At 40.0% G+C, this 16906-nt stretch carries 17 protein-coding genes; 14 read left to right on the top strand and 3 right to left on the bottom strand.

What is annotated here, in order from left to right:
• The first annotated feature begins 100 nt into the window (after nucleotides 1–100).
• The 14 genes from QU01_RS06835 to QU01_RS06770 all read left to right on the top strand — a co-directional run bounded on the left by QU01_RS06835 (nucleotide 101) and on the right by QU01_RS06770 (nucleotide 12313).
• Nucleotides 101–514, top strand: a complete 414-nt coding sequence (locus QU01_RS06835) for a universal stress protein (protein ID WP_001023005.1) — start codon at nucleotides 101–103, stop codon at nucleotides 512–514.
• A 14-nt stretch (nucleotides 515–528) separates the two neighbouring features.
• Nucleotides 529–804, top strand: a complete 276-nt coding sequence (locus QU01_RS06830) for an ATP-dependent Clp protease adaptor ClpS (protein ID WP_033763268.1) — start codon at nucleotides 529–531, stop codon at nucleotides 802–804.
• On the top strand, nucleotides 804–3029 hold the full coding sequence (locus QU01_RS06825) for an AAA family ATPase (protein ID WP_033763267.1): 2226 nt from the start codon (nucleotides 804–806) through the stop codon (nucleotides 3027–3029). The genes QU01_RS06830 and QU01_RS06825 overlap by 1 nt, the downstream gene beginning before the upstream one ends.
• Nucleotides 3019–3372 (top strand): aspartate 1-decarboxylase, encoded by a 354-nt coding sequence (panD, locus tag QU01_RS06820; protein WP_033763266.1) that lies wholly within the window; start codon nucleotides 3019–3021, stop codon nucleotides 3370–3372. The genes QU01_RS06825 and panD overlap by 11 nt, the downstream gene beginning before the upstream one ends.
• 2 nt (nucleotides 3373–3374) lie before the next feature.
• Entirely contained in the window at nucleotides 3375–3677 is a 303-nt protein-coding gene (locus QU01_RS06815) for a YbaB/EbfC family nucleoid-associated protein (RefSeq protein ID WP_000347926.1), read from the top strand.
• Entirely contained in the window at nucleotides 3677–4681 is a 1005-nt protein-coding gene (locus QU01_RS06810; RefSeq protein WP_033763265.1) for a PDZ domain-containing protein, read from the top strand. The genes QU01_RS06815 and QU01_RS06810 overlap by 1 nt, the downstream gene beginning before the upstream one ends.
• A gap of 7 nt (nucleotides 4682–4688) precedes the next feature.
• The gene (locus tag QU01_RS06805) at nucleotides 4689–5744 is read left to right on the top strand and encodes a type IV secretion system protein (RefSeq protein ID WP_033763264.1); all 1056 of its coding nucleotides are present in this window, start codon (nucleotides 4689–4691) and stop codon (nucleotides 5742–5744) included.
• A 15-nt stretch (nucleotides 5745–5759) separates the two neighbouring features.
• The gene (locus QU01_RS06800; protein ID WP_001217873.1) at nucleotides 5760–5873 is read left to right on the top strand and encodes a hypothetical protein; all 114 of its coding nucleotides are present in this window, start codon (nucleotides 5760–5762) and stop codon (nucleotides 5871–5873) included.
• Nucleotides 5870–6613 carry a VirB8 family type IV secretion system protein gene (locus QU01_RS06795; RefSeq protein WP_033763263.1) on the top strand — a complete coding sequence of 248 codons (744 nt, stop codon included), beginning with the start codon at nucleotides 5870–5872 and terminating at the stop codon, nucleotides 6611–6613. The genes QU01_RS06800 and QU01_RS06795 overlap by 4 nt, the downstream gene beginning before the upstream one ends.
• Nucleotides 6613–7602 (top strand): TrbG/VirB9 family P-type conjugative transfer protein, encoded by a 990-nt coding sequence (locus tag QU01_RS06790; RefSeq protein ID WP_033763262.1) that lies wholly within the window; start codon nucleotides 6613–6615, stop codon nucleotides 7600–7602. The genes QU01_RS06795 and QU01_RS06790 overlap by 1 nt, the downstream gene beginning before the upstream one ends.
• Nucleotides 7595–8731 (top strand): DNA type IV secretion system protein ComB10, encoded by a 1137-nt coding sequence (locus QU01_RS06785; RefSeq protein ID WP_033763261.1) that lies wholly within the window; start codon nucleotides 7595–7597, stop codon nucleotides 8729–8731. The genes QU01_RS06790 and QU01_RS06785 overlap by 8 nt, the downstream gene beginning before the upstream one ends.
• 69 nt (nucleotides 8732–8800) lie before the next feature.
• Nucleotides 8801–10213 (top strand): mannose-1-phosphate guanylyltransferase/mannose-6-phosphate isomerase, encoded by a 1413-nt coding sequence (locus QU01_RS06780; protein WP_033763260.1) that lies wholly within the window; start codon nucleotides 8801–8803, stop codon nucleotides 10211–10213.
• Nucleotides 10214–10242: 29 nt separating this feature from the next.
• On the top strand, nucleotides 10243–11388 hold the full coding sequence (gmd, locus tag QU01_RS06775; protein ID WP_033763259.1) for a GDP-mannose 4,6-dehydratase: 1146 nt from the start codon (nucleotides 10243–10245) through the stop codon (nucleotides 11386–11388).
• Entirely contained in the window at nucleotides 11381–12313 is a 933-nt protein-coding gene (locus tag QU01_RS06770) for a GDP-L-fucose synthase family protein (protein WP_033763258.1), read from the top strand. Before gmd ends, QU01_RS06770 begins: the two co-directional genes overlap by 8 nt.
• Before the next feature lie 327 nt (nucleotides 12314–12640).
• Here the strand turns inward: QU01_RS06770 and hypE are convergent, their stop codons facing one another.
• From hypE to QU01_RS06750, 3 genes are read right to left on the bottom strand one after another with little or no spacing between them, the layout of a single operon-like run.
• The gene (gene hypE / locus QU01_RS06760) at nucleotides 12641–13639 is read right to left on the bottom strand and encodes a hydrogenase expression/formation protein HypE (RefSeq protein ID WP_033763256.1); all 999 of its coding nucleotides are present in this window, start codon (nucleotides 13637–13639) and stop codon (nucleotides 12641–12643) included.
• A 2-nt stretch (nucleotides 13640–13641) separates the two neighbouring features.
• On the bottom strand, nucleotides 13642–15894 hold the full coding sequence (hypF, locus tag QU01_RS06755; protein WP_033763255.1) for a carbamoyltransferase HypF: 2253 nt from the start codon (nucleotides 15892–15894) through the stop codon (nucleotides 13642–13644).
• A complete protein-coding gene (locus QU01_RS06750; protein WP_033763254.1) occupies nucleotides 15891–16883 on the bottom strand; it encodes an agmatine deiminase family protein in 993 nt (330 codons plus the stop codon). The genes hypF and QU01_RS06750 overlap by 4 nt, the downstream gene beginning before the upstream one ends.
• Nucleotides 16884–16906: the final 23 nt, after the last annotated feature.

Raw genomic sequence — 16906 nt, 5'->3', positions numbered from 1 at the left:
TTTTCTTTAAGCGAGATTGTAGCGCTTTATCTTTGAGCTTTCAGCGGGTCATTAGGGTTTATTTGGTATAATACCAAAACTCCATTTAAGGTTGGTTCTTATGAATATTTTATTTGGGATTAGCGACACGCAAGAATGTTATAACGCTATTAAATTCGCTGTCAAATTAGCCCATTCGCTTAAAGAGGTCCGTTTCACTCTATTGCATGTGAGCATGGAAGTGTTTATTTATAGCGAAAGCGGGATGATGGATTACGGCCAGACAGAAGCCTTAGAAGAAGAAAAAGCTAAGGCTTTATTAAAGCAATTTGAAGACGCTTTCAAAAAAGAAAATATAGAGTGCGAGAGCGTTTTAAAAAGCGGTGATTTGATTGATGTGGTCTTGGATATGGCTAAGGATTATGATTTGTTATTGATTGGGGCGAGCGAATCTAATTTGTTGTATCGTTTGTTCATTTCGCACCAAAATAGCTTGGTTGAACAATCCAGTATCCCTGTTGTGATCGCCAAGTAGCATGGATAAGCGGCATGAAAATGTATAACATACCCACCCCCACCATGGCGCAAGTGATCATGGTTGATGACCCCATTACGACAGCGGAATTCGTCATCTCTGCTTTGAGGGATTTTTTTGACAAGTCTTTAGAAGAAGCCAAAGATCTCACATCAAGCATCCATCGTGATGGCTGTGGGGTTTGTGGCGTCTATCCTTATGATATTGCCAGGCATAGGGCAGCATGGGTTAGGGATAAGGCCAGAGAGCTAGATCTCCCTTTAAAATTATTGGTAGAAGAGATAAAATAATGGCTAAATTCAATCAAGATCTCAATGAAGTTCTAAACCAAGCTTTAAATTTAGCCCTAGATCTTAACCACGCCCTTTGCACCACAGAGCATGTGCTACTAGTCATTTTAGAACATGAGAGCGGGGAAAAGATTATTAGCGCTTTAGAAAGAGATGACTATGATAAATTAAAACAAATCCTTAAAGACTATTTGTTGCAATACGTGCCTTTAAAGAGCGATCCAGCCAAAATGCCTGCCAGGAGTTTTGTGCTATTAAGAATGCTTAAAAGAATGTATGCGAGTTGTTTTGAGAGCGTGGGCGTGGAAGAATTGCTTATTTTAATGCTGGATCACCCCGATTGTTACGCTTCAAAACTCATGGATAGTTTTGGCATCGCTCGTTTGTATTCTAATCCTGCTTTATTGGATTTGGACAACCATGGTATTCCTAATGACATTAATGATAATGAAGAAGCGCCCAAAAACACCCCCCTAAAAAAATACGCTAAAAATTTGAGCGCTTTAGCCCAAGACAACGCTTTAGATCCAGTCATTGGCAGAGAAGAAGAGATTTTAAGAGTGATAGAAATTTTAGGGCGCAGAAAAAAGAATAACCCGCTTTTAATCGGCGAAGTGGGCGTAGGGAAAACCTCCATCGCTGAAGCTTTGGCTTTAAAAATCGCTCAAAAAGAAGTGCCGGAGTTTTTGCAAGAATATGAAGTCTATTCTTTGGATTTAGCTTTAATGGTGGCTGGGGCAAAATACAGAGGGGATTTTGAAAAACGCTTGAAAAAAACGCTCAAAGAAATCCAACAAAACGGCCGTATCATTTTATTCATTGATGAAATCCACACCCTTTTAGGCGCAGGGAGCAGTAACGCTGGGAGCTTGGATGCGGCGAATATATTAAAACCGGTCCTAACGGATGGGAGCTTGAAATGTTTAGGAGCGACCACTTTTGAAGAATACCGCAGCGTATTTGAAAAAGACAAGGCTTTTAACAGGCGTTTTTCAGTCATAAAAGTTGAAGAGCCTTCTAAAGAAGCGTGTTACTTGATTTTAAAAAAGATCGCTCCCCTTTATGAAGAACACCACCAGGTGCGTTATGATGAGAGCGTGTTTAAGGCATGCGTGGATTTAACGAGTGATTACATGCATGATAAATTCTTGCCGGATAAAGCGATTGAATTGTTAGATGAGGTGGGATCGAGAAAAAAAATCAACCCTAAAAAGGGCAAAAAAATCGGCGTTGATGACGTGAAAGAAACGCTCGCTCTCAAGCTTAAAATCCCTAAAATGCGTTTGAGCAGCGACAAAAAAGCCCTTTTAAGGAATTTAGAAAAATCGCTTAAAAATAAGATTTTTGCCCAAACCGAAGCGATCAACCTTGTCAGCAATGCGATTAAAATCCAGCATTGCGGGCTTTCTTCTAAAAATAAGCCTGTGGGGAGCTTTTTATTCGTGGGGCCTAGTGGGGTGGGGAAAACAGAATTGGCTAAAGAATTGGCCTTGAATTTGAATTTGCATTTTGAACGCTTTGACATGAGCGAATACAAAGAGGCCCATAGCGTGGCAAAACTCATCGGGAGTCCTAGCGGTTATGTGGGGTTTGAGCAAGGGGGGTTATTGGTGAATGCGATTAAAAAACACCCGCATTGTTTGCTGCTTTTAGATGAAATAGAAAAAGCCCATTCTAATGTGTATGATTTGTTGTTGCAAGTGATGGATAACGCTACTTTGAGCGATAATTTAGGCAATCAGGCGAGTTTTAAGCATGTGATTTTGATTATGACTTCAAATGTGGGGAGTAAGGATAAGGATACGCTAGGGTTTTTTAGCGCTAAAAACACCAAGTATGATAGAGCCGTTAAAGAGCTTTTGACCCCTGAATTACGCTCTAGGATTGATGCGATCGTGCCTTTTAACGCGCTCAGTTTGGAGGATTTTGAACGCATTGTTTCTGTGGAATTAGACAAATTAAAAGCCCTAACGCTAGAGCAAGACATAACCTTAAAATTCCATAAAGAAGTTGTGAAATTCATCGCGCAAAAAAGCTATCAAACGACTTTAGGAGCGAGAGAAATTAAAAAAATCATTCACAATGAAATCAAAACCCAATTAAGCGATATACTGCTCTTACAATCATTTAAAAAACCTTGTAAGATCGCTTGCTTGCTAGAAAAAAACCAATTGGTTTTAAAAGAAATCAAGCGTGCGCAAAAGGTGAAAGAAAATGACTTTTGAAATGCTTTATAGTAAAATCCATAGGGCCACTATCACAGACGCTAACCTCAATTATATAGGCTCGGTCACCATAGATGAGGATTTAGCCAAGCTGGCTAAGCTCAGAGAGGGCATGAAGGTAGAAATCGTGGATGTCAATAACGGCGAACGCTTCAGCACCTATGTGATTCTAGGGAAAAAAAAGGGCGAAATTTGCGTCAATGGTGCAGCAGCCAGAAAGGTGGCCATAGGCGATGTGGTGATCATTTTAGCTTATGCGAGCATGAATGAAGATGAAATCAACGCGCACAAGCCATGCATCGTGCTAGTGGATGAAAAAAACGAAATTTTAGAAAAGGGTTAGAGATGGATTTCAGTCAATTGGGCGGGTTAAGCGGGTTGTTAGACGGCATGAAAAAAGAGTTTTCCCAACTAGAAGAAAAAAATAAAGACACGATCCACACTTCCAAAAGCGGTGGGGGAATGGTGAGCGTGAGTTTTAATGGGTTGGGGGAGTTGGTGGATTTGCAAATTGATGACAGCCTGTTAGAAGATAAAGAAGCGATGCAAATCTATTTGATGAGCGCTTTGAATGACGGATATAAAGCCGTAGAAGAAAACCGAAAAAATTTAGCCTTTAACATGTTAGGGAATTTTGCTAAATTGTGATGTTTCACAAAGCCCTTATTACCTTTATCGTTCCATGGTTTTTTTTAAATGGCTTAGGGGCTTATGATTTCAAGCATTGTCAGGCGTTTTTTAAAAAAGCGAGCCTTCAAAAAGGGGGCGTGGCTTTAAAAGAATTGCCTAAGGGCGTATATTTATATTATTCCAAAACCTACCCCAAACACGCCAAAGTCATCAAATCCGATCCCTTTGTAGGGTTGTATTTGTTGCAAAGCGCGCCAAGCGAGTATGTTTATACCTTAAGGGATTTGGACAAAGACGCCCTTATAAGGCCAATGGCTAGCATAGGGGATAAAGAAGCCCTAGAAGCGCGATTATTAGTGGGGCAAAAAGGCTATGACCGCTACGCTCAAATTTCACAAAAGACTCAAAAAAATGGCGTTATCAGCAATATTTGCTATCAAATGTTAGGGCTAGGGGTAGGGGGGAACGGCTTTATAGAAACGAAATTTATCAAGCGCTTTTTAAACCAACAAGAGCCTTATTATGGGGATATTGGGGTGCGTTTAGAAGAACATCATAAGCGTTTAGTGGTAGCGCAATTCGATCCCTTTTTCCCTAAAAACCCTTTTTTAAAAAACGATGAAATCCTAGCGATCAATGATTACAAGATCCATTCGTTAGCGGAGTTTGAATGGGTGGTGAGCAATCTTAAATACCAAAGCCTTGTAAAAGTGGAAATCAAACGAAACCATAAAATCAAAGAAGTAACGCTCAAAGTCAATAAGCGTTACGGGGGGTTTTTACTCAAAGACACTTTTTTAGAACGCTATGGCATCGCTTTAGACGAGCGTTTTATTATCACTAAAATAGGCAGTCATTTGCCCAAAGGCTTGGATTTTTTAAAGCTTGGGGATAGGATTTTATGGGTGAATTATAAAAGCGTTTCGTTCAACCCAAAGGCTTTAAGAGAAGCGTTAAGCGCGCCTAAAATTGAATTATTAGTCTTGCGTAAAGGCTTTGAATTTTACATTAAAGTCCGTTGAAATATTGATGAAAAATGACGCTTATGAGATTATTCTTTCTTGGTTTATCACGCCTCTCACGGCGATTTTAGGGCGTTTCGCTGAATTTTTTCTCTACACTTTGCATGCGCAATTGGTGTTTAATAGCGTGGTCGCTTTGGCGTTCATGCTCTTTGCTTATAGGAGTTTGAAAGAACAGAATTTCTTCAGCGCTAGCGCGATTTTAGAGGCGTTATGGTTTGTGGGGTTTTTTGCGCTTTTCAACTACGCTTTAAAAAATCCCATGCATTTTTATGAATTTTTCCAAAACGCTATTTTTATTGCGCCTAACATGATCACTCAAAGCCTTTCTCAAAGCTTGAGTAACTTTTCTAACCATGCGCTTTCTTTAGATTTTATCTTTAATCATGGTTTCTATGCCCTTAGCTTTATCAGCGATTTGAGTCATAATGAAATGTCTGTGTGGCTTTTTTTAAGCGTTTTGCAAGGGCTTTTTTTGAGCGTTTTGTTTGCGATCATCATTTTAGTGTATTTGGAAGTGCATGTGTGGTGCTCTTTAGGGGTGCTGTTTTTAGCGTTTGGGTTTTTTAAAACCTGGAGAAGCGTTGTGGTTATGTGCCTAAAAAAATGCTTCGCTCTTGGGTTTTACAAGCCTTTTTTGTTGTTGGTGGGGTTTTTGAATGTGTCGGTTACTAAGGCTTTAATAGATGCTCATATGCAAGAAAAACAAGACTTAAGCCTTTTATTGGTGGTAGCGTTATTTTTGTGTTGCGTTTTTATCATAGGCGTGCCTTTTTTCATCAACGCTTTGTTTAGGGTGCAAAATAGCCTTAAAGAAACTTACAAACTCGCCACCAATTTGAGCGCCAACCTCAGCCAAAACGCTCTTACTTCCTTACAATATATCACGACCTCGCCCGCTCCCTCTAGCGTTTCTGCTTCTACAAGCGGTAGCGTTTCTAAAGAAAAAGAAACGCATTCCCCCACATTTAAGGTAGAAACCACTCAATTAGATGTAAAAATTCCAAATTTCAAGCAAAAAAAGGTTAAAAAGGATACAATAAATACAAAAAATGAAATTTAAATAAATGGGAATTTAATGAGAATTTTTTTTGTTATCATGGGACTTGTGTTTTTTGGTTGCACCAGTAAGGTGCATGAGATGAAAAAAAGCCCTTGCACCTTGTATGAAAACAGGTTAAATCTCGCATGAGAGAAAAGCCTTTCAACAGCGAGCAATTGATCTATTTAGAAGAGCTTTTAAGCCATCAAGAAAAGCATTTAGAAAACAAGCTTTCTGGTTTTTCGGTGAATGATTTGGACATGCAAAGCGTGTTTCGGTTGGAAAGGAACCGCTTGAAAATCGCTTACAAACTCTTAGGCTTGATGAGTTTTATCGCTCTTGTTTTGGCGATCGTTTTAATCAGTGTTTTGCCCTTACAAAAAACCGAACACCATTTCGTGGATTTTTTAAACCAGGACAAGCATTACGCCATTATCCAAAGAGCGGATAAAAGCATTTCCAGTAATGAAGCGTTGGCTCGTTCGCTCATTGGGGCGTATGTGTTAAACCGAGAGAGCATTAACCGCATTGACGATAAATCGCGCTATGAATTGGTACGCTTGCAAAGCAGTTCTAAAGTGTGGCAACGCTTTGAAGATTTGATTAAAACCCAAAACAGCATTTATGCGCAAAGCCATTTGGAAAGAGAAGTCCATATCGTCAATATTGCGATCTATCAGCAAGACAATAACCCCATTGCGAGCGTCTCCATTGCGGCTAAACTAATGAATGAAAACAAGCTGGTGTATGAAAAGCGTTATAGAATCGCGCTGAGTTATTTGTTTGACACCCCGGATTTTGATTACGCTTCCATGCCTAAAAACCCTACCGGCTTTAAAATCACCCGCTACAGCATCACTGAAATCGCGCCGACTAATAGGGGCGATTGATGCGTAAGGTTTTATATGCCCTCATGGGTTTTTTGTTGGCTTTTAGCGTTTTAAAAGCCGATGATTTTTTAGAAGAAGCGAACGAAACAGCCCCGGCGAACCCAGCGCATTTAAACCACCCCATGCAGGATTTAAACGCCATTCAAGGGAGCTTTTTTGATAAAAACCGCTCCAAAATGTCCAACACTTTGAACATTGATTACTTTCAGGGGCAAACCTATAAAATCCGCTTGCGTTATGCGATGGCGACCTTATTGTTTTTTTCAAAACCCATTAGCGATTTTGTTTTAGGGGATAAGGTGGGTTTTGACGCGAAAATCTTAGAAAGTAACGATCGTATTTTGCTCATCAAACCCTTACAAATTGGCGTGGATTCTAATATCAGCGTGATAGATAGTGAGGGCAAGATTTTTTCTTTCTATGTGTTTTCTACCACTTTCACCAGCTCCAAACACCCTAATTTGCAGGTTTTCATAGAAGATAAAAATTATTATTCTAACGCTTTTTTGAAGCCCCAAAATAAAGAAAATATGGCTGAAAATGCCCCTAAAGATGTCCCCACAAACAACAAACCCTTAAAAGAAGAAAAAGAAGAAACTAAAGAAAAAGAAGAAGAGACTATAACTATTGGCGATAACACCAATGCGATGAAAATCGTTAAAAAAGACATTCAAAAAGGTTATAAGGCTTTAAAAAGCTCTCAAAGGAAATGGTATTGTTTAGGGATTTGTTCTAAAAAATCCAAACTCTCTTTGATGCCTAAAGAAATTTTTAACGACAAGCAATTCACTTATTTCAAATTTGACAAAAGGTTAGCGCTCTCTAAATTCCCCGTGATTTATAAAGTCGTTGATGGCTATGATAACCCGGTGAATACTAGGATTGTGGGCGATTACATTATCGCTGAAGACGTTTCGGCTAAATGGACTTTAAGGCTGGGTAAGGACTATTTGTGCATCCGTTTTGTCAAAAAGGGTAAAGATGAATAAGTGGCTTAAGGGGGCGATTGTTTTTGTAGGGGGTTTTGCAACGATTACAACCATTTCTTTAGTCTATCATCAAAAGCCAAAAGCCCCCTTAAATAACCAGCCTAGCCTTTTAAATGACGATGAGGTGAAATACCCCTTACAAGACTACACTTTCACTCAAAGCCCACAGCCAACCAACACAGAAAGCTCCAAAGACGCCACCATTAAAGCCTTACAAGAACAGCTCAAAGCCGCTTTAAAAGCCCTAAACTCCAAAGAAATGAACTATTCCAAAGAAGAAACTTTTAAGAACCCTCCCATGGATTTAAAAGCAAACACAACCCCCCCTAAAAAAGATTTTTCTCCAAAGCAATTAGATTTATTAGCCGCTCGCATCACCCCTTTCAAACAAAGCCCTAAAAATTACGAAGAAAACCTGATTTTCCCTGTGGATAACCCTAATGGCATTGATGGTTTCACTAACCTTAAAGAAAAAGACACCGCCACTAATGAAAACAAGCTTCTACGCACCATTACGGCTGACAAAATGATACCCGCCTTTTTGATCACGCCTATTTCTAGCCAGATCGCTGGTAAAGTGATTGCGCAAGTGGAAAGTGATATTTTCGCTCACATGGGCAAAGCTGTTTTAATCCCCAAAGGTTCTAAAGTCATAGGCTATTACAGCAACAATAACAAAATGGGCGAATACCGCTTGGATATTGTATGGAGCCGCATCATCACTCCCCATGGGATTAATATCATGCTCACTAACGCTAAAGGGGCGGACATTAAAGGCTATAACGGCTTGGTGGGGGAATTGATTGAAAGGAATTTCCAGCGCTATGGCGTGCCGTTACTGCTTTCTACGCTCACTAACGGCCTATTGATTGGGATCACTTCGGCTTTAAACAACAGAGGCAATAAAGAAGGAGCCACCAATTTCTTTGGGGATTATCTTTTAATGCAATTGATGAGGCAAAGCGGCATGGGGATCAATCAAGTGGTCAATCAAATTTTAAGAGACAAGAGCAAAATCGCTCCTATTGTGGTGATTAGAGAGGGGAGCAGGGTCTTCATTTCGCCCAATACTGACATATTCTTTCCTATACCAAAAGAGAATGAAGTCATCGCTGAGTTTTTGAAGTGACTCAAAAATGCCCAATTAAAAACGCTATAATAACCCTAAAAAACAAAAGAGATCCTGACAAGAAAACTTATGAAAATTAAAAATATCTTACTGAGTGGGGGGAGTGGGAAACGCCTATGGCCTTTAAGCCGTAGCCTATACCCTAAGCAATTTTTAAAGCTTTTTAACCATAAAAGCTTGTTTGAATTGAGTTTTAAAAGAAACGCTTCCTTAGTAGATGAAACGCTCATTGTGTGCAATGAAAAACATTATTTTTTAGCCCTAGAAGAGATAAAGAATGAAATCAAAAACAAAAGCGTGGGTTTTTTATTAGAGAGCTTGAGTAAAAACACCGCTAACGCCATCGCTTTGAGCGCTTTAATGAGCGAGAGGGAAGATTTACTCATCGTTACGCCAAGCGATCATCTGATTAAAGACCTTCAAGCGTATGAAAATGCGATAAAAAAAGCGATTAATTTAGCCCAAAAAGGTTTTTTAGTCACTTTTGGGGTGAGTATTGACAAGCCCAATACGGAGTTTGGGTATATTGAAAGCCCTAACGCTCTAGATGTCAAGCGATTCATTGAAAAGCCAAGTCTAGAAAAAGCGATAGAGTTTCAAAAAAGCGGAGGGTTTTATTTCAATAGCGGCATGTTTGTTTTCCAAGCAGGCGTTTTTTTAGACGAACTAAAAAAGCATGCCCCCACTATTTTAAAGGGGTGTGAAAGAGCGTTTGAATCCTTAGAAAACGGGTATTTTTTTGAAAACAAGATCGCGCGTTTGAGCGAAAAGAGCATGCAAGATTTAGAAGATGTGAGCGTGGATATTGCTTTAATGCAACAAAGCCACAAAATCAAAATGGTAGGATTAAACGCCAAATGGAGCGATTTAGGGAATTTTAACGCTCTTTTTGAAGAAGTGGCTAACGAGCCTAAAGAAAATGTCAGCTTGAATCAAACGCCCATTTTTGCCAAAGAGAGCGCAAATAATTTAGTGTTCTCTCATAAAGTGAGCGCTCTTTTAGGCGTTGAGGATTTAGCCATCATTGACACTAAAGACGCTCTTTTAATCGCCCATAAAGATAAGGCTAAAGATTTAAAGGCTTTAGTGAGCGAGATAGAAATAAATAACCAGGAATTGTTGCAAACGCACACTAAAGTCTATCGCCCTTGGGGGAGTTATGAAGTCTTGCATGAGAGCGGTTGCTACAAAGTTAAGATTTTAGAAGTCAAACCTAACGCTAGGCTTTCTTTACAAAAGCATTTCCACAGGAGCGAACATTGGGTGGTGATTAGCGGGATGGCGAGCGTGGAATTGGATCATAAAATGTTTGAATTGCAAGCTAATGAATCCACTTATATCCCTAAAAACACCCTACACCGCCTGGCTAATTATGGCAAAATCCCTTTAATTATCATAGAAGTTCAAGTGGGCGAGTATATCGGTGAAGACGATATTGTAAGAATTGATGATGATTTTAACAGACAGAATCAAAACGCCTAATCAAAAAAATTTAATATAAGGAAAATTCAATGAAAGAAAAAATCGCTTTAATCACCGGGGTTACCGGGCAAGACGGGAGCTATCTGGCTGAATACTTGCTGAATTTGGGCTATGAAGTGCATGGGTTAAAAAGGCGCTCTTCTAGCATCAACACTTCTAGGATCGATCATCTGTATGAGGATTTGCATAGCGAACATAAGAGGCGTTTTTTCTTGCACTATGGGGATATGACCGATAGCTCTAACCTCATCCATTTAATCGCTACCACTAAGCCTACAGAGATTTATAATTTAGCCGCTCAAAGCCATGTGAAAGTTTCTTTTGAAACCCCAGAATACACCGCTAACGCTGATGGTATTGGCACGCTAAGGATTTTAGAGGCCATGCGGATTTTAGGCTTAGAAAATAAAACACGATTTTATCAAGCCAGCACGAGCGAGTTGTATGGCGAAGTCTTAGAAACCCCACAAAATGAAAACACCCCCTTTAACCCACGAAGCCCCTATGCGGTCGCTAAAATGTATGCCTTTTACATCACCAAAAATTACAGAGAGGCTTATAACTTGTTTGCGGTTAATGGCATTCTTTTTAACCATGAGAGCAGGGTAAGGGGCGAAACTTTTGTAACCCGTAAAATCACACGAGCCGCTAGCGCGATAGCGTATAACTTAACGGATTGCTTGTATTTAGGGAATTTGGACGCTAAAAGAGACTGGGGGCATGCCAAAGATTATGTGAAAATGATGCATTTAATGCTCCAAGCGCCCACTCCACAAGATTATGTGATCGCGACAGGAAAGACCACGAGCGTGCGCGATTTTGTGAAAATGAGCTTTGAATTTATCGGTATCAATTTAGAATTTCAAGATACAGGGATTAAAGAAATCGGTTTGATCAAAAGCATTGATGAAAAAAGAGCGAACGCTTTACAATTGAACTTAAGCCATTTAAAAACAGGCAAAATCGTGGTGCGCATAGACGAGCGCTATTTCAGGCCTACTGAAGTGGATTTGCTCTTAGGCGATCCCACTAAGGCAGAAAAAGAGCTAGGCTGGGTGAGAGAATACGATTTAAAAGAGTTGGTTAAGGACATGTTAGAATACGATTTAAAAGAATGCCAGAAAAACCTTTACTTGCAAGATGGGGGCTATATTTTAAGGAATTTTTATGAATGAGATTATTTTAATCACCGGCGCCTATGGCATGGTGGGGCAGAACACGGCGTTGTATTTTAAAAAAAATAAGCCTGATGTTACTTTACTCACCCCTAAAAAAAGCGAATTGTATTTGTTGGATAAGGACAATATTCAAGCTTATTTGAAAGAATACAAGCCTACAGGCATTATCCATTGTGCCGGGAGAGTGGGGGGCATTGTCGCTAACATGAACGATCTTTCAACTTACATGGTTGAGAATTTACTCATGGGCTTGTACCTCTTTTCTAGTGCTTTGGATTTGGGTGTGAAAAAAGCCATTAATCTGGCGAGCTCTTGCGCTTATCCTAAATACGCCCCTAACCCTTTAAAAGAAAGCGATTTGTTGAACGGCTCTTTAGAGCCGACGAACGAAGGCTACGCTTTAGCCAAACTCTCTGTGATGAAATATTGCGAATATGTGAGCGCTGAAAAGGGCGTTTTTTATAAAACTCTAGTGCCTTGCAACCTTTATGGCGAGTTTGACAAGTTTGAAGAAAAAATAGCGCACATGATACCAGGGCTTATTGCTAGGATGCACGCCGCTAAATTAAAAGATGAAAAAGAGTTTGCGATGTGGGGCGATGGCACGGCTAGAAGAGAGTATCTAAACGCTAAAGATTTAGCCAGATTCATCGCTCTCGCTTATGAGAGTATCGCTCAAATCCCTAGCGTGATGAATGTTGGCTCTGGTGTGGATTACAGCATTGAAGAGTATTATGAAATGGTCGCTCAGGTTTTAGACTATAAGGGCGTGTTTGTTAAGGATTTATCCAAACCAGTGGGCATGCAGCAAAAACTTATGGATATTTCCAAACAAAAGGCTTTAAAATGGGAATTAGAAATCCCTTTAGAGCAGGGCATCAAAGAAGCTTATGAGTATTATTTGAAACTTTTAGAGGTTTGAAATAAAATCAAGGCTCTTATAGGGTTATAAAAACGCTCCGCTATTAGGCGTTGGGCTAGCGATTTTACGATATTGTGCTTACAAATTCGCTTCAAAAAGCTTGAGCCATTAAAAGGGTTTGGTCGCTTCGCTCTCAATTTCAAACGCTTTTTTATCATCAATATCAAGATCGCTTTTTTTGTAACACCCACCATAAAACCCTTTTGTTGTAAGTTTTCTCAAATAGATTGAGTATAGTAGACTTAGACTTAGACTTAGACTTAGCTTAGGTGATCTCTAAAAAAATTAGAGATCAAGGGCGGTAGGGTTTTAAAAAGCGCTTTAGCTTTAACAAATCCTAGGCAACAATTCGCCTTCTGGCGTCTCTAAAATCCTTTCAAAACCCCATGCGTTCTTTAAAACCACGCTAGGATAAGGGTTTTCAAGCACTTCGCCAATCACGCAAGCGTTTTTGGCTTTCTCGTTACTTTTTAAAATTTCTAAGGCTTTAGGGGCGTCTTTTTGATGGAGCACTAAAACAAACACCCCCTCATTGGCTAGCGCGTAGGGTTCTAGCCCTAAAATCTCACAAATCCCTTTCGTTTCTTCTTTTAAGGGGATTTTTTCTTCTTCTATAACGATTTTCACTCTGGAGCTGTTCGCCCATTCATTCAGCACGCTCGCTAACCCGCCCCTAGTCGCATCTCTTAAAGCATGAATTTTGAGATCGCTTAAAAATAGGGGTTTTAATAAGGGATAGAGTAGCTGGCAATCGCTTTCTAGATTGGTTTTAAGCTTGATTTCATGACGCATTGCAAACAAGCTTGCCCCATGATTGGCGATAGTGTCGCTTATGATAATGGCTTGGCCTTGTTTTAAATGGCGCGAAGAAATCCCTGGCTTGATGGTTTTACCAATACAGGTTGTGTTGATAAAAAGCTTATCCACGCTCCCCTTTGGCACGACTTTAGTGTCTAGGGAGAGGAGTTTTAAGTTGGCTTTAAATAATTCTTTTTGTATGGATTGTAAAATTTGTTTTAAGAGAGAAATTTCTAAGCCTTCTTCTAAAATAAAACCCATATTCAAATACAAAGGTTCGCCCCCTTGCACGCTCACGTCATTCGCGCTCCCGCAAACGCAAAGCTTGCCTATATCGCCTCCATTAAAAATTAAGGGCGTGATGACAAAACTATCCGTGCTCACGCAATATTCCCCACTAGCTTTAAATTTAGGAGCGTCTTCATCAAACGCAACGATAAATTCTTTTAAATAGGGCATAAAAACCCGCTCAATTAAAGCGTTTGTTTCTTTCCCTCCGTTCCCGCATGCTAGAGTCACGCTATCCATTTTTATCCTTTTTTAATGATTGTAGGGTTGAAATACGCCATTAAGGCTTGACCGACAGGGATACTGCTATCGTTAGGGGGGAAATGCTTGTGGAAAAAATACTCCCTTTTTAGCCCCCTCAATCGTTTGGCCAATTGTTCGCACAACAATTGGTTGCAAAACACACCCCCACTGCACACCACGACATGCTCTTTAAAGGGTGCAATCAAAGCGGTAATGATTTCTACTAGGCTGTTAAAAAATTTCTTAGCGATGCGTTCAGGCTCTAAAACGCCCAAATCCTTTTCAAACGCTTGATAAAAATCTTTTAAACACACCACACTGTTTTTGATTGTAAAAGGGTAAAAAGCGATCTCATCGCTTTGTAGGGCTAGATTTTCTAAAACCTGCCCGCTCTCGGCTTCAAAACTGATCGTTCCTGTTAAATCCAAACTAAACGCCACTATATCAAACAAACGCCCTATGGAATTGGTGGCTATGCTTTGAATTTTTTTGTCATGCATTTGTTGGAAAATTTCTAATTCGTCTTCTTTAAAATGCTTTTGAACACGCCTTAAAAGCTTGTTGAGTTGGTGTTTTAAAGCGATCTCTAAAACCAAGCGTTTAGGCTCTTTGATCGCTTTTTGCCCCCCTAAAAGCCAAAATTCTTCAAATCTGGCGGTTTCTTCAATGCGTTCCAAATCCCCTACAAAACATTCCGCCCCATAAACCTTATTTTCATAAGCCCCACTCCCGTCCCAAACAATACCTATAAAGGGATGATTTAAATGCGGATCTTGTAACAATGCGTCTAAAACGCTCGCTAAAAAGTGGGCATGGTGGTGCTGGACTTGCAATAAGGGCGTATTAAGTTCAAAAGCCATTTGAGTGGTGGTGTAGTTTTGATGCTTGTCGCAAGCTAAGAGCGTGGGTTTAAAATCATAGGTTTTTAAGAAAAAATTCAAAGTTTCTTTAAAGTGTTTTTCATTTTCTAAAACGCTCAAATCCCCACAAAAAGGCGAGAGTAAAAGAACAGAAGTTTCGCTATCCAATAAGCTAAAATGCCCTTTTTGCTCCGCTCCAAGCGCTAAAATCTTTTTGGGTGAATGGTTAGAGCGTTTGGGCAAAGCAAGGTAAAGGGGGGCAAACCCTCTAGCCAAACGCATGGGGCGAATGATATTATCCACGCGCTGTGCGATACTATCATCAATCCTGTGAATGATAGCGCGATTGTGCGTGAGCTTAAAATCAAAAATAAAATGAAGCGAATCGATCTCTTTTTCATCGCTCGCTAAAGGGAGGGAGCTGAAATTCGCGCTCGTGAACACAATAGGGAAATCCAATAAATCCAGTAATAAAGCATGCAAAGGGGTATAGGGCAAAATCACGCCATAAAAGGGGGAGTTTTTAGCGATATTGGGGGCTAATTGGGTGTTAGGTTTTTTATGCGCCAAAAGAATGGGGGCGCTTGCAGAAATTAAGCTTTCGCATTCTAACGCGTTCAAAAACGCATGCTGTTTGGCTGTGTTCAAATCTTTAAACATGAGTGCGAAAGGCTTTAAGGGGCGGTTTTTTAAAAGCCGTAATCTTTCTATGGTTTGAAAATTCCTCGCATCGCACAAGAGAGCAAAGCCTCCCAAACCTTTAAGAGCGATGATTTTACCCTTTTGAATGTCTTTAGCGCATTCTAAAAGAGCGTCATCATTTTTGAATCGCTTATAATTGAGCGCGATACCGCACTTTTTACAGCTGATGCCTTGAATGTGGAATCGTTTGTTATGAGCGTCTTTATAAACGGATACGCAAAATTTGCAGAGTTTGAAAGGTTTTAAGGCGGAATTTTCTCTGTCATAGGGCATGGCGTTTAAAAGGCTGTATCTTGCCCCGCACTTCGCGCAAGAATTGAAAGCATAATAAAAATAGGGGGAGTTTTTATCTCTGATTTCGCGCAAGCAATCCTTGCACACGCCTAAATCTTTAGGGATTTGACTGAGCAAATTTAAAGGGTGGTTCTTGCTTTCTAAAATCCTAAAATCATTGGAATGAAGCGCCTTATCATAAGGGCTAATAATGATTTTTTCCACCAACGCTAAAGGGGGTAATTCTTTTTTTAGGGCGTTTAAAAAAGACTCTGTTTTGTGAGCGGGTAAGATGATTTCTAAAGCCGCTTGGGTGTTACGCGTAAAGCCTACAAGCCCTAATTTTTGAGCCAGGGTATAAATAAAAGGGCGCATGCCCACGCCTTGAACCACGCCAAAAAGCGTGATTTTATTCAATAAAGCTGCATCGTTACACAATGCAAACTCCCATGCTGTTTGATTAAGGTATTGCAATCAACCCCTATCACTTCTAAGGGCGTGTGTTGTTTTAAGGTTTCTAAAATGAGCGCATCATTAGGGTCGTTGTAAGTGGGCACGATGAGAGCGTTATTGCACAATAAAAAATTCACATAAGTCGCCGGCAAGCGTTGTTGGTTTTCATCATAAATGGCTTTGGGGATTTCTAGGGGGATGAGCTTATAAGGCGTGCCGTCTAGTTTTTTAAAGGTTTTTAATTCTTCTTGCATTTTTTTTAAGGCTGTGTAATGCTCATCGTTTTCATCTTCGCATGCGCTATAAACAATGGTGTCTTTATCCAAAAAACGAGCGAGCGTGTCGGTATGGCTATCCGTATCATCGCCTTTGAGATAGCCATAAGAATACCACAGCACTTGTTTAGCCCCTAATTCCTTTTTAAGCATGTTTTCTATTTCATTTTGATTCAAATGGGGGTTACGATTTTTTTCTAGCAGGCATTGGGTGTTGGTTAAAATGCTCCCGGCCCCATCGCTTTCTATGCTACCGCCCTCTAAAATATAGGGCATTGTTTTTAAAGGGTGTTTTAAAAACCCTAAATGTTTGAGCTTGAAATTCACTTGATTGTCTAAATTGGACAGGTATTTTAACCCCCAACCATTAAAACCAAAATCCAAGCACTCCAAAACGCCCTGATTTTCAATGCTGATCGCTCCAAAATCCCTAGCCCATGTGTCGTTAGTGTCAACCTTTGCGATTTCTACACCGGGTAAGTTTTTAAGCATTTCATAGCCGATAGTATCGTTATTATGGACGCACACTAGCACTTTAGCGTGTTTGGCTATGGTTTGAATGATGTTTAAAAAACTTTCCCTAGCTTCTTTGATGCAATACGCCCAGTCGCCAAACTCATGGGGGAACGCTATTAGAACCGCTTGGATTTTTTCAAACTCCGCTAACATTCTTTTCATTAAAAATATCCTTTTAAATAACT

This window comes from Helicobacter pylori SA221C, from assembly GCF_000476855.1.
GTDB classification, from domain to species: domain Bacteria; phylum Campylobacterota; class Campylobacteria; order Campylobacterales; family Helicobacteraceae; genus Helicobacter; species Helicobacter pylori_DK.
Note: the sequence above shows the minus strand (reverse complement) of the source record. Positions and strands in the feature narration are given on the sequence as shown.

Excerpts from the sequence above, each read along its gene's own strand:
- QU01_RS06780 (WP_033763260.1), top strand. The coding sequence starts at position 8,801 with ATGAAAATTAAAAATATCTTACTGAGTGGGGGGAGTGGGAAACGCCTA.
- QU01_RS06790 (WP_033763262.1), top strand. The coding sequence starts at position 6,613 with ATGCGTAAGGTTTTATATGCCCTCATGGGTTTTTTGTTGGCTTTTAGC.
- QU01_RS06830 (WP_033763268.1), top strand. The coding sequence starts at position 529 with ATGAAAATGTATAACATACCCACCCCCACCATGGCGCAAGTGATCATG.
- QU01_RS06835 (WP_001023005.1), top strand. The coding sequence starts at position 101 with ATGAATATTTTATTTGGGATTAGCGACACGCAAGAATGTTATAACGCT.
- QU01_RS06750 (WP_033763254.1), bottom strand. The coding sequence starts at position 16,883 with ATGAAAAGAATGTTAGCGGAGTTTGAAAAAATCCAAGCGGTTCTAATA.
- QU01_RS06810 (WP_033763265.1), top strand. The coding sequence starts at position 3,677 with ATGTTTCACAAAGCCCTTATTACCTTTATCGTTCCATGGTTTTTTTTA.
- panD (WP_033763266.1), top strand. The coding sequence starts at position 3,019 with ATGACTTTTGAAATGCTTTATAGTAAAATCCATAGGGCCACTATCACA.
- QU01_RS06795 (WP_033763263.1), top strand. The coding sequence starts at position 5,870 with ATGAGAGAAAAGCCTTTCAACAGCGAGCAATTGATCTATTTAGAAGAG.
- hypE (WP_033763256.1), bottom strand. The coding sequence starts at position 13,639 with ATGGATAGCGTGACTCTAGCATGCGGGAACGGAGGGAAAGAAACAAAC.
- QU01_RS06770 (WP_033763258.1), top strand. The coding sequence starts at position 11,381 with ATGAATGAGATTATTTTAATCACCGGCGCCTATGGCATGGTGGGGCAG.
- QU01_RS06825 (WP_033763267.1), top strand. The coding sequence starts at position 804 with ATGGCTAAATTCAATCAAGATCTCAATGAAGTTCTAAACCAAGCTTTA.
- QU01_RS06800 (WP_001217873.1), top strand. The coding sequence starts at position 5,760 with ATGAGAATTTTTTTTGTTATCATGGGACTTGTGTTTTTTGGTTGCACC.
- QU01_RS06785 (WP_033763261.1), top strand. The coding sequence starts at position 7,595 with ATGAATAAGTGGCTTAAGGGGGCGATTGTTTTTGTAGGGGGTTTTGCA.
- QU01_RS06805 (WP_033763264.1), top strand. The coding sequence starts at position 4,689 with ATGAAAAATGACGCTTATGAGATTATTCTTTCTTGGTTTATCACGCCT.
- gmd (WP_033763259.1), top strand. The coding sequence starts at position 10,243 with ATGAAAGAAAAAATCGCTTTAATCACCGGGGTTACCGGGCAAGACGGG.
- QU01_RS06815 (WP_000347926.1), top strand. The coding sequence starts at position 3,375 with ATGGATTTCAGTCAATTGGGCGGGTTAAGCGGGTTGTTAGACGGCATG.